The sequence below is a fragment of the Thalassospira sp. MCCC 1A01428 genome (assembly GCF_002115825.1).
In the GTDB taxonomy this organism is placed as follows: domain Bacteria; phylum Pseudomonadota; class Alphaproteobacteria; order Rhodospirillales; family Thalassospiraceae; genus Thalassospira.
This window is the reverse complement of sequence record NZ_JFJZ01000069.1, coordinates 1-15,675: the sequence shown is the minus strand read 5'-3', so window position 1 is coordinate 15,675 and position 15,675 is coordinate 1. Positions and strand designations below refer to the sequence as shown.

Annotated in this window: 11 protein-coding genes and 1 tRNA gene; all 12 read right to left on the bottom strand. The window is 53.9% G+C overall.

Translation table 11 applies throughout. From position 1 onward, the window contains the following. Nucleotides 1–68: 68 nt before the first annotated feature. Complete coding sequence (gene fusA, locus THS27_RS24470; protein ID WP_085595393.1) at nucleotides 69–2,150, bottom strand: elongation factor G; 2,082 nt, start codon at nucleotides 2,148–2,150, stop codon at nucleotides 69–71. Between the two features lie 27 nt (nucleotides 2,151–2,177). Then, the gene (gene rpsG / locus THS27_RS24465) at nucleotides 2,178–2,645 is read right to left on the bottom strand and encodes a 30S ribosomal protein S7 (protein WP_085595391.1); all 468 of its coding nucleotides are present in this window, start codon (nucleotides 2,643–2,645) and stop codon (nucleotides 2,178–2,180) included. Between the two features lie 12 nt (nucleotides 2,646–2,657). Beyond that, complete coding sequence (rpsL, locus tag THS27_RS24460) at nucleotides 2,658–3,029, bottom strand: 30S ribosomal protein S12 (RefSeq protein WP_073957450.1); 372 nt, start codon at nucleotides 3,027–3,029, stop codon at nucleotides 2,658–2,660. A gap of 369 nt (nucleotides 3,030–3,398) precedes the next feature. Beyond that, complete coding sequence (gene rpoC / locus THS27_RS24455) at nucleotides 3,399–7,592, bottom strand: DNA-directed RNA polymerase subunit beta' (RefSeq protein WP_085595389.1); 4,194 nt, start codon at nucleotides 7,590–7,592, stop codon at nucleotides 3,399–3,401. Nucleotides 7,593–7,687: 95 nt separating this feature from the next. Beyond that, nucleotides 7,688–11,854 (bottom strand): DNA-directed RNA polymerase subunit beta, encoded by a 4,167-nt coding sequence (gene rpoB / locus THS27_RS24450; RefSeq protein ID WP_085595387.1) that lies wholly within the window; start codon nucleotides 11,852–11,854, stop codon nucleotides 7,688–7,690. 361 nt (nucleotides 11,855–12,215) lie between these two features. Beyond that, a complete protein-coding gene (rplL, locus tag THS27_RS24445) occupies nucleotides 12,216–12,587 on the bottom strand; it encodes a 50S ribosomal protein L7/L12 (RefSeq protein ID WP_085595385.1) in 372 nt (123 codons plus the stop codon). 48 nt (nucleotides 12,588–12,635) lie between these two features. Next, nucleotides 12,636–13,154 carry a 50S ribosomal protein L10 gene (gene rplJ / locus THS27_RS24440; RefSeq protein WP_085595383.1) on the bottom strand — a complete coding sequence of 173 codons (519 nt, stop codon included), beginning with the start codon at nucleotides 13,152–13,154 and terminating at the stop codon, nucleotides 12,636–12,638. Between the two features lie 279 nt (nucleotides 13,155–13,433). Then, nucleotides 13,434–14,132 (bottom strand): 50S ribosomal protein L1, encoded by a 699-nt coding sequence (rplA, locus tag THS27_RS24435; RefSeq protein WP_085595381.1) that lies wholly within the window; start codon nucleotides 14,130–14,132, stop codon nucleotides 13,434–13,436. Between the two features lie 4 nt (nucleotides 14,133–14,136). Further along, on the bottom strand, nucleotides 14,137–14,565 hold the full coding sequence (gene rplK / locus THS27_RS24430; RefSeq protein ID WP_085595379.1) for a 50S ribosomal protein L11: 429 nt from the start codon (nucleotides 14,563–14,565) through the stop codon (nucleotides 14,137–14,139). Between the two features lie 101 nt (nucleotides 14,566–14,666). Then, on the bottom strand, nucleotides 14,667–15,200 hold the full coding sequence (gene nusG, locus THS27_RS24425; protein ID WP_085595377.1) for a transcription termination/antitermination protein NusG: 534 nt from the start codon (nucleotides 15,198–15,200) through the stop codon (nucleotides 14,667–14,669). 1 nt (nucleotide 15,201) lies between these two features. Further along, nucleotides 15,202–15,399: a preprotein translocase subunit SecE gene (secE, locus tag THS27_RS24420; RefSeq protein WP_085595375.1), complete on the bottom strand. Its 198-nt coding sequence runs from the start codon at nucleotides 15,397–15,399 to the stop codon at nucleotides 15,202–15,204. Between the two features lie 50 nt (nucleotides 15,400–15,449). Beyond that, nucleotides 15,450–15,525: transfer RNA gene (locus THS27_RS24415), tRNA-Trp, on the bottom strand. Nucleotides 15,526–15,675: the final 150 nt, after the last annotated feature.

The following is a 15,675-nucleotide window of genomic DNA, read 5'->3' as shown; positions in this document are numbered from 1 at the left end:
AACGTGCGGTTTTGTACGCGCAAATTTTTCTTTAGCCATTTTTAACTCCGTTTATTCCTAGCTTCGCCTTAACCGGCAGACTTGGCACGGACTTCGTCCGCGACAGCCTGCGGCACGTCGGCGTAATGATCAAACTGCATCACGAACTGGGCACGACCCTGGGACATGGAACGCAACGTATTGACATAACCGAACATGTTTGCCAGCGGGACAAAAGCCGTAACGACACGCGCGATACCGCGAGAGTCCATGTCACGAACCTGGCCACGACGGCTGTTCAGATCGCCAATGATGTCGCCCATATATTCTTCAGGCGTCACTGCCTCGACCTTCATGATCGGCTCGAGAAGCTTCGGACGAGCTTTTGCGAGACCTTCACGGAAGGCAGCACGAGCAGCAATTTCAAATGCCATCACACTGGAGTCGACGTCATGGTAGGCGCCGTCGGTCAGGGTGATGGAGAAATCGGTAACCGGGAACCCGGCGATCACGCCATTCGGCAATGAGCTTTCGAGACCCTTGGCAACACCCGGGATGTATTCCTTCGGAACGTTACCGCCAACGACGGTGTCTTTGAAGGAGTACCCGCTACCCGGTTCACCCGGCGTGAAGGTCAATTTGATGCGGGCGAACTGACCCGAACCACCAGACTGCTTCTTGTGGGTGTAGTCGATATCGACCTGCTGCGAAATGGTTTCGCGATAGGCAACCTGCGGCGCACCAACGTTTGCTTCGACCTTGAACTCACGTTTCATACGGTCGACGATGATGTCGAGATGCAGTTCGCCCATGCCCGAAATGATGGTCTGACCTGATTCATGGTCGGTCTTGACACGGAAAGACGGATCTTCCTGTGCGAGACGAGCAAGTGCCAGACCCATCTTTTCCTGGTCAGCCTTGGTTTTCGGCTCAACAGCAATTTCGATAACGGGATCGGGGAATTCCATCCGTTCAAGAATGATCGGCTTGGCCGTGTCACACAGCGTGTCACCAGTGGTGGTATCTTTCATACCAACCAGTGCCACGATATCGCCCGAGCAAGCGTATTTGATTTCTTCACGGTTGTTTGAATGCATAAGCAACATACGACCGATACGTTCTTTCTTCTCTTTGACAGAGTTCAGAACGTAGGAACCGGCTTCCAGAACACCCGAATAGATACGGATGAAGGTCAAAGACCCCACAAACGGATCGCTCATGATCTTGAAAGCAAGCGCCGAGAACGGTGCTTCGTCGGTCAGCGGACGTGAATCGGGCTCATCTTCGGTGTTCGGCTTAACGCCGCGCACGTCAGTGAGGTCATCCGGAGCCGGCATGTAATCAAGAACGGCGTCGAGCAGCGGCTGAACACCCTTGTTCTTGAAAGCCGTACCCAGAAGAACCGGAACCAGCTGGCTGGCAAGCGTACCCTTACGGATACATGCTTTCAGCGTTTCTTCAGAAGGCAAGTCACCTTCCAGATACGCTTCCATCGCAGCTTCGTCGAATTCAACAGCCGACTCGATCAGTGCTTCACGGTATTCAGCGGCCTGGTCAACCAGGGACTCGCGAATATCGCGATATTCAAACTCGGCACCAAGGGATTCGTCTTTCCAGACGATTTCCTTGTTCATGACCAGATCGACAACACCTTCGAATTCTGCTTCGGAACCAATCGGCAACTGCAACACAGCCGTGTTGGCACCAAGACGTTCCTTCATCATTTCGACGCAACGGAAGAAATCCGCGCCGGTACGGTCCATCTTGTTAACAAAGCACATCCGCGGGACGTGGTATTTGTCAGCCTGACGCCAAACGGTTTCGGTCTGGGGTTCAACGCCGGAAACGGCGTCAAAAACCGCACATGCACCATCGAGCACACGCAGCGAACGTTCAACTTCAATCGTGAAGTCAACGTGGCCGGGCGTGTCGATGATGTTGACACGGTGATCTTTCCAGAAGCAGGTCGTCGCAGCAGACGTAATCGTAATGCCGCGTTCCTGTTCCTGTTCCATCCAGTCCATCGTAGCGGCGCCGTCATGGACTTCGCCGATTTTGTAGGACTTGCCGGTGTAGAATAGAATTCGCTCGGTTGTCGTGGTTTTACCGGCATCAATGTGCGCCATGATGCCGATATTGCGATACCGAGAGATCGGAGTACGTTGTACCATAATCGACTCTTGATCTTTGGGTCTGGGTTACCAGCGATAATGAGCGAAAGCCTTATTGGCTTCGGCCATACGATGGGTGTCTTCGCGTTTTTTGACAGCTGTGCCACGGTTGTTGGCAGCATCCATCAATTCACCGGCGAGACGACCAATCATGGTGGTTTCGGAACGCTTGCGCGCCGCATCCACCAGCCAGCGAATGGCAAGTGCCTGGCGACGTTCAGTACGAACTTCAACAGGAACCTGATAGGTCGCACCACCAACACGACGCGAGCGAACTTCGACGTTCGGTTTCACGTTGTCCATGGCGTCATGGAACTGGGCAACGGGATCGCCGCCTTTGGATTCCATGATGTCAAATGCACCATAAACGATCTTTTCTGCAGCCGATTTTTTACCATCGAGCATCAGACCATTCATGAATTTGGTCAAAACCTTATCGCCATATTTGGCGTCAGGTAATACTTCGCGCTTCTCAGCAGCGTGACGACGAGACATTCAATGCGCTCCTTATTTCGGACGCTTCGCGCCGTATTTCGAACGACGCTGCTTACGGTCTTTAACACCCTGTGTATCGAGGGTACCGCGAATGATGTGGTAACGCACACCCGGCAAATCCTTTACGCGGCCGCCACGAATCATGACGACTGAGTGTTCTTGCAGGTTATGGCCTTCACCCGGAATGTAGCTGGTTACTTCGTAGCCGTTGGTCAAACGGACACGAGCAACCTTACGAAGAGCCGAGTTCGGCTTCTTCGGAGTCGTGGTGTAAACACGGGTGCACACGCCGCGCTTTTGCGGGCATGCTTCCAGTGCAGGCACCATATCGCGCTGAGAGCGCGGTGACCGCGACTTGCGGATCAACTGGTTAATTGTAGGCATTAACTTTCCCTTTTGCCTTAACGGACGCCACTTGGGCGTAGCTCTATCGACGCACGACGAGCGACCGCTTTGCTTTTGCCAAACCGGCAAAAACATCGCGGACGCCCAAAAAGCAGGAATAAACCTGCCTCGACGACCGTAAAGTCGCTTGATGCGACGGAGGGACGTTTCCGCCCGGAACCTTTATCGGCACCGACACAAGAAACTCCCCCCTAGATTCGGTGGGCGCATACTAGTGACGGGCCCATATCGCGTCAAGCAAAACCCTTGGAGCCATCGAGTTGGCGCTTCAAACGCCGAAACGAACCGGGGCGTCGATAAAAAATTCCCGGTTCGTCTCTGATTCTTTAACAACCTTGCGTGAAAACCTTACTCACCTGCAGGAAGACTTGGGGACTCGGAACCGCTCTGCGGTCCAAAGTTGTCGCCAATTTCTTCGCCTTCGGCTTCGAGCTGGATCACACGATCGCGTTCGGTAGCAAGTGCACGGAAACGGTTCATCACCGCCCCTGTCCCTGCCGGGATCAAACGACCCACAATCACGTTTTCTTTCAGGCCGATCAGCGTATCGGTTTTACCCGACACAGCAGCTTCGGTCAGAACGCGAGTGGTTTCCTGGAACGACGCAGCCGAGATGAAGGAATGGGTCTGCAACGAAGCCTTCGTGATCCCCTGGAGGACCGGCGATGCTTCTGCCATTTCGCCACCTTCACGTGCGGCTTTATCGTTTTCAGCATCAAAGTCAACACGGTCGACAATTTCGCCAACAAGAAGTGTCGTATCACCCGGTTTGGTGATTTCCACTTTTTGCAGCATCTGACGAACAATGACCTCGATGTGCTTGTCGTTGATCTTAACGCCCTGCAACCGGTAAACTTCCTGGATTTCATTTACCAGATAGTCGGCCAGTGCCGGAACGCCCATAACCCGAAGGATATCGTGCGGAACCGGTGAACCATCCATCAGAAGATCGCCACGTTCGACGAAATCCCCTTCCTGAACGGCAAGGTGTTTGCCCTTCGGGATCAGATATTCAACAGGTTCCAGACCGGCATCTTCATGCGGGTGCAGGATAACGCGACGTTTGTTCTTGTAATCCTTGCCAAATTCGACGCGACCCTGAATGTCAGCAATAATCGCGTGTTCTTTCGGCTTGCGGGCTTCGAACAACTCGGCAACACGCGGCAGACCACCGGTGATGTCACGGGTTTTCGAACCTTCACGCGGAATACGTGCCAGCACGTCACCAGCGTTAACCTTCTGACCGTTTTCAACCGACAAAATCGCATCAACCGACAGGAAGTAACGGGCTTCAAGACCGTTATCGAGGTTGATGACCTCGCCACTTTCGTTACGCAGGGTAACGCGCGGCTTAAGGTCCGATGCCTTGGGCTGGCTCTTCCAGTCGATGACTGTCTTGGCGCCAATACCGGTGGCTTCGTCGTAGATTTCGCGAATGGTCGTCCCTTCGATCAGGTCGACATAGTTCACGTAACCTTCTTTTTCGGTGATGATCGGCAGGGTGTACGGATCCCATTCAGCCAGTTTCTGGCCGCGCGTGATCTGCGCCCCGTCTTCGGTCAGCAACTTCGCACCATAAGGCACACGGAATTTCGCGCGTTCACGACCATTCTTGTCGATCAGCAGGATTTCCATGTTACGCGCCATCACAATGTTCACGCCCTTGGAGTTATTCACAACAGCGTAATTCTTGATCTTGACGGTAGAATCGAAGTTGGCTTCAACGCCGGACACTTCCGCACCACGCTGCGCGGCACCACCAATGTGGAACGTACGCATGGTCAGCTGGGTACCCGGTTCACCGATCGACTGTGCGGCAATAACACCGACAGCTTCACCGATATTCACCGTGGTTCCGCGTGCCAGGTCACGACCATAACAATGGCCACACACACCGGTTTCGGCATCACATGTCAGCACCGAACGAATACGGGCGGCTTCAACACCGGCCTTTTCGATCACATCGAGATGGTCTTCGACAACCATTTCGTTTTTGCCAACAATTTCCTCGCCCGTTGCCGGGTCGACAATGGCATCGGCGGTGTAACGGCCAAGGATACGATCCGACAGGGTTTCGATGACTTCGCCGGAATCAACCACTGCTGCAATATCAAGGCCCCGTTCGGTGCCGCAATCGTGCTGGGTAATGATCGAATCCTGGGCCACGTCAACGAGACGACGGGTCAGGTAACCGGAGTTAGCCGTTTTCAATGCCGTATCGGCAAGACCCTTACGCGCACCGTGAGTGGAGTTGAAGTACTCCTGCACGGTCAGGCCTTCTTTAAAGTTCGAAATGATCGGCGTTTCAATGATCGAGCCATCCGGCTTTGCCATCAGGCCGCGCATGGCAGCCAGCTGACGCATCTGGGCGGCAGAACCACGGGCACCGGAGTGCGCCATCATGTAAACCGAGTTGATCTGGTTGCCAGCTTTGGTTGCCGAAATGCCCTTCATCATGGCTTCGGAAACGTCATCTGTACATTGCGACCAGGCGTCAACGACCTTGTTGTATTTCTCACCACGGGTGATCAGGCCGTCCTGATACTGCTGTTCGTATTCCTTGACCTTTTCGTGGGTCGTATTGACCAGCGGTTCCTTGGCATCAGGAATGACCATGTCATCCTTACCAAAGGAAATGCCCGCACGGCACGCCCAGTTAAAGCCAAGGCCCATCAAACGGTCAGCAAAGATAACCGTCTCTTTCTGACCGCAGTGACGATAGACAATATCGATAACGTTCGAGATGTCTTTTTTGGTCAGAAGTTTGTTGATGGTCGAGAACGGAATGCGCGGATGACGCGGCAACAGTTCCGACAGCAGCATACGACCGGCAGTCGTCTGCACCCGAACCGTGATCGGTTCGTTATTGGCATCAACGGTATGATAACGGGCATTGACCTTGGAATGCAGGCCAACAGCGCCTGAATCCAGTGCCTGCTCGATCTCGGCGATATCAACAAATGACATCCCCTCGCCCGGCTCGCCTTCACCATCCATCGAGATATAGTACAGCCCCAGCACGATATCCTGCGACGGCACGATAATCGGACGACCCGATGCCGGTGACAGAATATTGTTGGTCGACATCATCAGGGTACGGGCTTCAAGCTGGGCTTCAAGCGACAGCGGCACGTGAACGGCCATCTGGTCGCCGTCGAAGTCAGCGTTAAAAGCAGTACATACCAGCGGATGAAGCTGAATGGCCTTACCTTCGATCAGTGTCGGTTCGAACGCCTGGATCCCCAAACGGTGCAATGTCGGCGCACGGTTGAGCATCACCGGATGTTCGCGGATAACCTGTTCCAGGATATCCCAGACTTCCGGGCGTTCTTTTTCGACCATACGCTTTGCAGCCTTGATCGTGGTCGCCATGCCGTACAGTTCAAGTTTCGCATAAACGAATGGCTTGAACAGTTCGAGCGCCATTTTCTTTGGCAGGCCGCACTGGTGCAGTTTCAGGCTCGGACCCACGGTAATAACGGAACGACCGGAATAGTCGACGCGTTTACCCAAAAGGTTCTGACGGAAACGACCCTGCTTGCCCTTAAGCATGTCAGACATCGATTTCAACGGCCGCTTGTTGGCACCCGTAATCGGGCGGCCACGACGACCGTTGTCAAACAGCGCATCAACCGATTCCTGAAGCATACGCTTTTCGTTACGCACGATGATATCGGGCGCACGCAGTTCGATCAGGCGTTTCAAACGGTTGTTACGGTTGATCACGCGACGATACAGATCGTTAAGATCCGACGTTGCGAAACGACCGCCATCAAGCGGAACCAGCGGGCGCAATTCTGGCGGAATGACCGGAATAACTTCCAGGATCATCCACTCGGGACGGGCACCCGAATCACGGAAAGCCTCGATCAGCTTCAAACGCTTGACCAGCTTTTTACGCTTGGCTTCCGAATTGGTTTCCTTGAGGTCGATCTTGGCGACTTCATATTCGTCTTCAAGATCAATCGCAGCAAGCATGTCACGAATCGCTTCTGCGCCAATACCGGCACGGAAACTGTCTTCGCCGTATTCTTCCTGTGCCGTGGTGAACTGGTCTTCGCTCAGAAGCTCACCCATCTTGAGCGGGGTCAGACCCGGCTCGATAACGACATAGTTTTCAAAATACAGAATGCGCTCAAGATCCTTGAGCATCATGTCAAGCAGCAGGCCAAGGCGGCTCGGCAGGGATTTCATGAACCAGATATGCGCAACAGGTGCTGCCAGTTCAATATGCCCCATGCGTTCACGACGCACTTTGGCCAGCGTTACTTCAACGCCGCATTTTTCGCAGATAATACCGCGATATTTCATCCGCTTGTACTTACCGCACAAGCATTCGTAATCCTTAACCGGACCAAAAATGCGCGCACAGAACAGACCGTCGCGCTCCGGCTTGAAAGTCCGGTAGTTGATGGTCTCCGGCTTCTTGATTTCACCAAAAGACCAGGAGCGAATACGCTCCGGGCTGGCGATCTGAATGCGGATCTGATCGAAGCTTTGGGTGCCCTGGGGCTGCCCGAAGATCTTCATCAACTCGTTCATAAAGGCTCTCCCGCTATGCCCGGCCGCGCCGGGTTTCGCCAATTTCAGGCCGAAAGATGCAATGGCGGACGAAGCACGCTTCGCCCGCCCTGATTTTAGTAGTCTTCCTGCTCAAGCTCGACATTGAGACCAAGTGACCGAAGTTCCTTAACAAGAACGTTAAAGGATTCCGGGATACCGGCTTCAAAAGTGTCTTCGCCGCGAACAATTGCTTCATAGACCTTGGTACGGCCTGAAACGTCATCCGACTTGACAGTCAGCATTTCCTGCAAGGTGTATGCAGCGCCGTATGCTTCAAGCGCCCACACTTCCATTTCCCCGAAACGCTGGCCACCGAACTGCGCCTTACCACCCAGCGGCTGCTGGGTAACAAGCGAGTACGGCCCAATGGAACGGGCATGGATCTTGTCGTCAACAAGGTGGTGCAGCTTCAGCATGTAGATGTAGCCAACAGTCACCTTGCGATGGAATTTCTCGCCGGTACGGCCATCGTAAAGATCGACCTGGCCAGAACCGTCAAGACCTGCCTTCTCAAGCATGCGAACCACATCAGGTTCACGCGCCCCGTCAAACACCGGCGTTGCCATCGGCACACCGCGACGCAGATTGTTACCAAGCTCGATCACTTCACCGTCGCTCAATTCCTTGATGCCGGTGACATATGATTCGTCTTCATAGACTTCGTTCAGCTTGCCACGCAGGTCTTCCATCGAGGTGCGCTCGTCGAGAACACCGTCAACCATGTTGCCGATCTGCTCGCCAAGGCCACGCGATGCCCAGCCAAGGTGCGTTTCAAGGATCTGGCCAACGTTCATACGCGACGGAACACCCAACGGGTTCAGCACGATGTCAACCGGAGTCCCGTCTTCAAGGTGCGGCATGTCTTCCATCGGCATGATGCGCGACACAACACCCTTGTTACCATGACGACCGGCCATTTTATCGCCCGGCTGCATTTTACGCTTAACCGCCACGAAAACCTTGACCATCTTCATAACGCCCGGCGGCAGCTCGTCGCCAGCCTGAAGTTTGTCAACCTTGTCGTCGAAACGGGCCTGAAGAACCTTGATCGATTCTTCGAACTGTTTCTTCAGGGCTTCGATGTCGGACATGACATTGTCGTCACCCACAGCGATCTGACGCCACAGGCCACGGGCCACACCGGCAAGGCTGTTTTCGGTAATCGTGCCGACCAGGCTTTTCGGACCATCAACGATGGTCTGACCCAGCAGCAGGTTTTTCAAACGGCCATAGAAGTTGCGTTCTAGGATCGAGCGTTCGTCGTCACGGTCAAGTGCCAGACGTTCAATTTCCGAACGTTCGATCGCCAAGGCACGTTCGTCCTTGTCAACGCCGCGGCGAGAGAAGACACGAACTTCCACGATGGTCCCGAACTGTCCCGGCGGTACACGCAGCGACGTATCACGAACATCCGAAGCTTTTTCACCGAAGATGGCACGCAGAAGTTTTTCTTCCGGCGTCATCGGGCTTTCACCCTTCGGCGTCACCTTACCAACCAGAATATCGCCCGGCTTGATTTCCGCACCGATGTAAACAATCCCTGCCTCGTCGAGGTTTTTCAGGGCTTCTTCACCGACGTTGGGAATATCACGGGTGATTTCTTCCTGGCCCAGCTTGGTATCACGGGCCATGACTTCAAATTCCTCGATATGGATCGAGGTATAGACGTCATCACGGGCAATACGTTCTGAAAGCAGGATCGAGTCTTCGAAGTTGTAACCATTCCACGGCATAAACGCGACCAGCACGTTCCGGCCAAGGGCCAGCTCACCCATGTCGGTGCAAGGACCGTCAGAGATGATATCGCCCTTTTCAACAGCATCACCAACCTTGACCAGCGGCTTCTGGTTGATGCAGCTGCCCTGGTTCGACCGCTGATATTTACGCAAGGTGTAAATATCGACGCCCGATTCAGAGGCGGCAATGTCGCCAGTAGCACGGATCACCATACGGGTGGCGTCAACCGATTCAACAACACCGTCACGGCGCGCAATCAGGGTAGCCCCCGAATCACGTGCCACCGGAACTTCCATACCGGTCCCGACATACGGTGCTTCAGAGCGGATCAACGGAACCGCCTGACGCTGCATGTTCGAGCCCATCAGAGCGCGGTTGGCGTCATCGTTTTCCAGGAACGGGATCAGGGCCGAAGCCACAGAAACCAGCTGTTTTGGCGAAACGTCCATCAGGTCGATTTCTTCTTCGCGCGCCATCAGATGGTCACCCGCTTTACGGGTATTGATCAGTTCGTTGGCAAAACGGAAATCATCGGTCAGCGGTTCGTTGGCCTGAGCGATAACATACCGCCCTTCCTCGATTGCTGAAAGATAGATCACTTCCGGGGTCACTGTGCCGTCAACAACCTTACGATACGGGCTCTCGATAAAGCCGTACTGGTTGACACGGGCAAAGGTCGCCAGCGAGTTGATCAGACCAATGTTCGGACCTTCCGGGGTTTCGACCGGGCAGATACGACCATAGTGGGTCGGATGCACGTCACGAACTTCAAAGCCGGCACGCTCACGGGTCAAACCACCCGGCCCAAGGGCCGAAAGACGACGCTTGTGGGTAATTTCCGACAGCGGGTTGGTCTGGTCCATGAACTGCGACAGCTGCGAGGAGCCGAAAAATTCACGAACAGCAGCCGCAACCGGCTTGGCATTGATCAGGTCATGCGGCATGACGTTATCGATCTCGACCGAGCTCATACGCTCGCGGATCGCACGTTCCATACGCAACAGACCAACGCGGAACTGGTTTTCCATCAGTTCGCCAACAGAACGAACACGACGGTTGCCAAGATGGTCGATGTCGTCGATTTCGCCACGACCGTCTTTAAGGTCGATCAGAACACGAACAACTTCAAGGATGTCTTCGCGGCGCAGGACACGAACCGTATCCGGGCATTCCAGATTAAGGCGCGCATTCATCTTAACACGGCCAACGGCCGAAAGATCATAGCGTTCCGCATCAAAGAACAGGCCCTTGAACATGGCCTCGGCACCTTCGATCGTCGGCGGCTCGCCCGGGCGCATAACACGGTAAATATCAACCAGTGCTTCTTCACGGTTGCTGTTTTTATCCAGCGCGACCGTGTTGCGCAGATAGGCACCGACATTGTTGTGATCGATCAGCAGCAGGCGAACGGTGTCTACACCCCATTCCTTAAGCTGTTCAAACACACCTTCTGTCAGTTCATGACCCGCTTCGGTCCGAATTTCACCGGTCTCGTCATCGATCAGATCTTCGGCCATATACCAGCCGTTAAGCTGTTCTTCAGGCACCAGGATCTGTTTGACACCCTGTTCAACGATTTTGGCGGCTGAACGCTTGGTGATCTTGGTACCGGCAGCAGCGACGACTTCACCACTTTCTGCATCAAGAAGATCAAACAGCAATTTCTGGCCGATATAGCGTTCGACGTCAAAATCGGTGACCCAGCCATTACCCGTACGGCGGTATTCAGCCGAATCGTAGTAATAGTTCAGAATTTCTTCCGGGGTCAGACCTTCGATTTCCGACGGATCGACAGAACGGCCTTCTTCGGCGCGCTGGGCGCGAAGCTGTTGCGATTCTTCGTTTTCCAGCGCCATCAAAAGCGTGGTTGCCGGCAGCTTACGGCGACGGTCAATACGCACATACAGTACGTCCTTGGCATCGAATTCAAAATCGAGCCACGAACCACGGTACGGGATGACACGCGCAGAAAACAGATACTTGCCAGAGCTGTGGGTCTTGCCCTTGTCATGGTCGAAGAATACGCCAGGCGACCGGTGCATCTGGGAGACGATAACACGCTCGGTGCCATTCACGATAAAGGTGCCGTGTTCGGTCATGAGCGGCATATCGCCCATGTACACGTCCTGCTCCTTGATATCGCGAATTGAACGCGCACCGGTGTCTTCGTCGATGTCCCAAACGACCAAACGCAGCGTAACGCGCAAAGGCGCGGCAAATGTCATGCCGCGCTGGCCGCATTCCTCGGTGTCGTATTTCGGCTGCTCCAGCTCGAATGATACGAATTCAAGGGTCGCTCGTTCCGAAAAGTCTTTAATCGGAAAGACGCTTTTGAAGACTTCCTGCAAGCCGGTATCGTCGCGCTGTTCGCGCGGGATGCCTGTTTGCAAAAACTTCACGTAAGAATTCTTCTGAACCTCTATAAGGTTCGGGAGCGGAGCGACTTCGCTGATCCGTCCAAAGCTCTTGCGAATGCGCTTTCGACCAGTAAAGGACTTATCCATCATCGTTCCTTTAATCGCGCCTCCCCACACCGTCCGAACCCGTCGTCGTTGCGTGGGCCTTAAATAAAAAGCATACAGCACAACGACGCCCGAGCCCCGTACGGGGCGGGCGTTACTTAAATATGACCGCGGATGTTATTTGACATCCAACATGAATAGAGATCACTGATCCCTCGGCTGTCGACGCCGCCAAAGATAACCCTTGGCAAAAACAGTCTTGCACTATGTATGATTACCTTTGGCAGCGTCAACCGTTAAATTTCCCTTTCGCGCCCTGCGGCCGTCAAAAATATTTTCCGCAGAGACGGATAGGTCGGCGTCCCGTAGGAACGCCGACCCAAACTTTGGCAAAAGCCGTCGATTACTTGAGTTCGACGGTTGCGCCAGCTTCTTCAAGCTTCTTCTTGATGGTCTCGGCTTCGTCTTTCGACGCGCCTTCTTTGACCGCTTTCGGTGCGCCTTCGACCAGGTCTTTGGCTTCTTTCAGACCAAGACCGGTGATTGCGCGAACTTCTTTAATGACGTTGATTTTCTTATCGCCAGCAGATGCCAGGATAACGTCAAATTCGGTTTTTTCTTCAGCGGCTTCAGCAACTGCGCCACCGGCAGCAGCAACAGCAACCGGAGCAGCAGCAGAAACGCCCCATTCTTCTTCGAGAAGCTTGGAAAGTTCAGCAGCTTCGATAACGGTGAGCTTTGAGAGCTCTTCGACGAGTGCCTTAAGATCGGCCATTTTGATAACTCCTAGGCTTGAACTTGGTAGTAATAAGGAAAAAGAGGGTTACGCGGCTTCGCCTTTTTCGGCGTATGCCTTCAGCACCTGTGCGATCTGGGCCGCCGGCTTGGAAGTCAGCGTAGCGATACGCTGTGCCGGGGTCTGGATCATGCCAACCAGTTTTGCACGCAGTTCGTCGATCGACGGCAGTTCTGCAAGGGCTTTGACACCCTGTTCATCGAGAACCACTTCACCGAGACCACCAGCAACGAGAACGAGTTTCTCATTTGCCTTGGCAAAGGTAGCAGCAACCTTAGCAGCTGCGGCCGGGTCCGCCGAATAGGCGATCGCGGTCGGGCCGGTAAAGTATTCTGCCAGGTTAGCAAATTTGGTGCCTTCCAGAGCAAGTCGCGTAAGCCGGTTTTTGGTGACCTTGAAGCCCGCACCAGCTTGACGCATCTGCGCACGAAGAGCGGTAATTTCAGCGACAGTCAAACCCTTGTACTGGGTAATGATGACGCCTTCCGCACCTTCGAACACTTCGCGCATTTCTGCTACGAACTGTTGTTTATCATCGCGGTTCACAATCAGTCTCCGACATTTGCTTTTTGCCCTGAACCCCGAAGGGTTCACAGACGTGACCGGTTCACAGGAACCGGTCGATGACGCCCGTCCGTTTGCCAGATGCTCAAGCCTTTAGAAAAGCCCCGAAGGGAAATTCAAGAACCGGAACCTCTGCCTATGCAGGACATTAAGAGCAACCAGATGTTGCCCACCTGCAGTCTGGGACAGACAGGTAGAGAGGGGTTTAACCCCCTCTCCGGCAACCGGCCCACCCGAAAGCAGACCGGAAACTAAATTCTTTTAGTTCGATGCGATATCCGCGATCGAAACCTTCACGCCAGCACCCATGGTGGAGCTGACAGCAGCGCGCTGCAAGTAGACGCCCTTGGCACCGGCCGGCTTCGCCTTGACAATCGCCGAAACGAATGCCTTGACGTTTTCAACCAGCTGCTCTTCGCTGAAAGATGCCTTGCCCACGCCAGCGTGGACCAGACCGTTCTTTTCAGCGCGGAACTGAACCTGACCGGCTTTTGCGTCGGCAACAGCCTTGGCAACATCCATGGTCACGGTACCCAGTTTCGGGTTCGGCATCAGGCCGCGCGGGCCGAGAACCTTACCAAGACGGCCAACAAATGCCATCATGTCCGGGGTTGCAATAACGCGATCGTAATTCAGATCACCGCCCTGCATTGCCGCCAGAAGGTCGTCAGAACCAACGGTATCAGCACCGGCTTTAAGCGCTTCTTCTGCTTTTGCGTCTTTGGCAAAAACAGCGACGCGCATGGTTTTACCGGTACCATGCGGCAAGGACACAACACCACGGACCATCTGGTCTGCGTGACGCGGGTCAACGCCCAAATTCATTGCAATTTCAACAGTTTCGTCGAATTTTGCTTTTGCACCATCTTTAACAAGCTTGATAGCAGCAGCAAGTTCGTACTGTTTGGTACGATCAACACCCTCATAGGCCAGGGCAAGGCGCTTACCAGTTTTGGCCATCGTCTTACTCCACAACCTCGAGACCCATCGCACGGGCCGAACCTTCGATCATTGCCATTGCGCCTTCGATGTTGACCGCATTGAGGTCAGCCATCTTGGCTTCGGCAATTTCCTGCACCTGGGCTTTGGTCACCTTGCCGACAAAACCTTTGCCAGTGGTGCCCGAACCCTTGGCAATACCAGCTGCTTTACGCAGGAAGTATGAGGCCGGCGGGGTTTTGGTGATGAAGCTGAAAGAACGGTCACCGTAAACGGTAATCACAACCGGAATCGGCATACCGGGTTCGAGCTGCTGGGTTGCAGCATTGAACGCCTTGCAGAATTCCATGATGTTCACACCGCGCTGACCCAGAGCCGGGCCAACAGGCGGTGACGGGTTGGCTTTACCAGCAGCAATCTGCAGCTTGATATAGCCTGTAATCTTTTTGGCCATTTTATGTACCTCTTACAGAAGCGCGCGGTCCGGCCATGGCTGGCCTCCCGCGCTCGAAAAACCGGCTGCATGACACAGCCGGAAACTTTTTAAAAGATCGATCAGACTTTTTCGACCTGGGTATATTCCAGCTCGACCGGGGTTGAACGACCAAAGATCGACACCGACACCTTAAGGCGCGACCGTTCTTCGTCGACTCCTTCAACCACACCGGCAAAAGTCGCAAACGGACCATCAGAAACCCGAACTTCTTCGCCAACTTCAAAGCTGACGGTGGATTTCGGACGATCAACGCCTTCTTGCACCTGATGCAGAATATGCTGGGCTTCTTTTTCCGAAATCGGCATTGGCTTGCCGCGACTACCCAGAAAGTCGGTAACCTTGGCGGTATTTTTAACCAGATGCCAGCTTTCGTCAGTCAGCTGCATTTTCAAAAGCACGTAACCCGGGAAGAACTTACGTTCGGCATTAATCTTGCTGCCGCGACGCATTTCAACGATTTCTTCGGTCGGAACCAGCACTTCTGCGATTTCGCCTTCGAGCCCTTTTTTAACGGACTGTTCGCGAATCGACTGGGCGACCTTTTTTTCAAAACCGGAATGGACGTGCAGCACGTACCAGCGATGTTCAGCCATATCAGCCCCCGACACCAAAAATCAACTTGACGCCAAAGGCAAGAAGCTGATCAACGACAAAAAAGAAAACAGACGCAAAGGCCACCATGATAAACACCATGAGGGTCGATACTGTCGTTTCCTTGCGGGTCGGCCAGCTGACCTTGCGGGCTTCCTGGCGGACCTGTTGTACGAATTGTGCCGGTGACGTTTTAGCCATTGTCGGGTATATACCGTTTCAAATGCTTATTAAATTCTGCCCGGAAAAAATGGCAGGAGCGGAGGGACTCGAACCCACGGCCCTCGGTTTTGGAGACCGATGCTCTACCAACTGAGCTACACTCCTATAATCTCATCAGAAACAGTTGGTAACCAATTTTGTTTCCGATGCTTCCCCATCCGGGTGATGGGGTGTGCGGGCGGCTTATATCCGCCCGCACATCAAAGATCAAGCATCTATTCGATGCAAAATCACAAATTATTCAATGATCTTGGC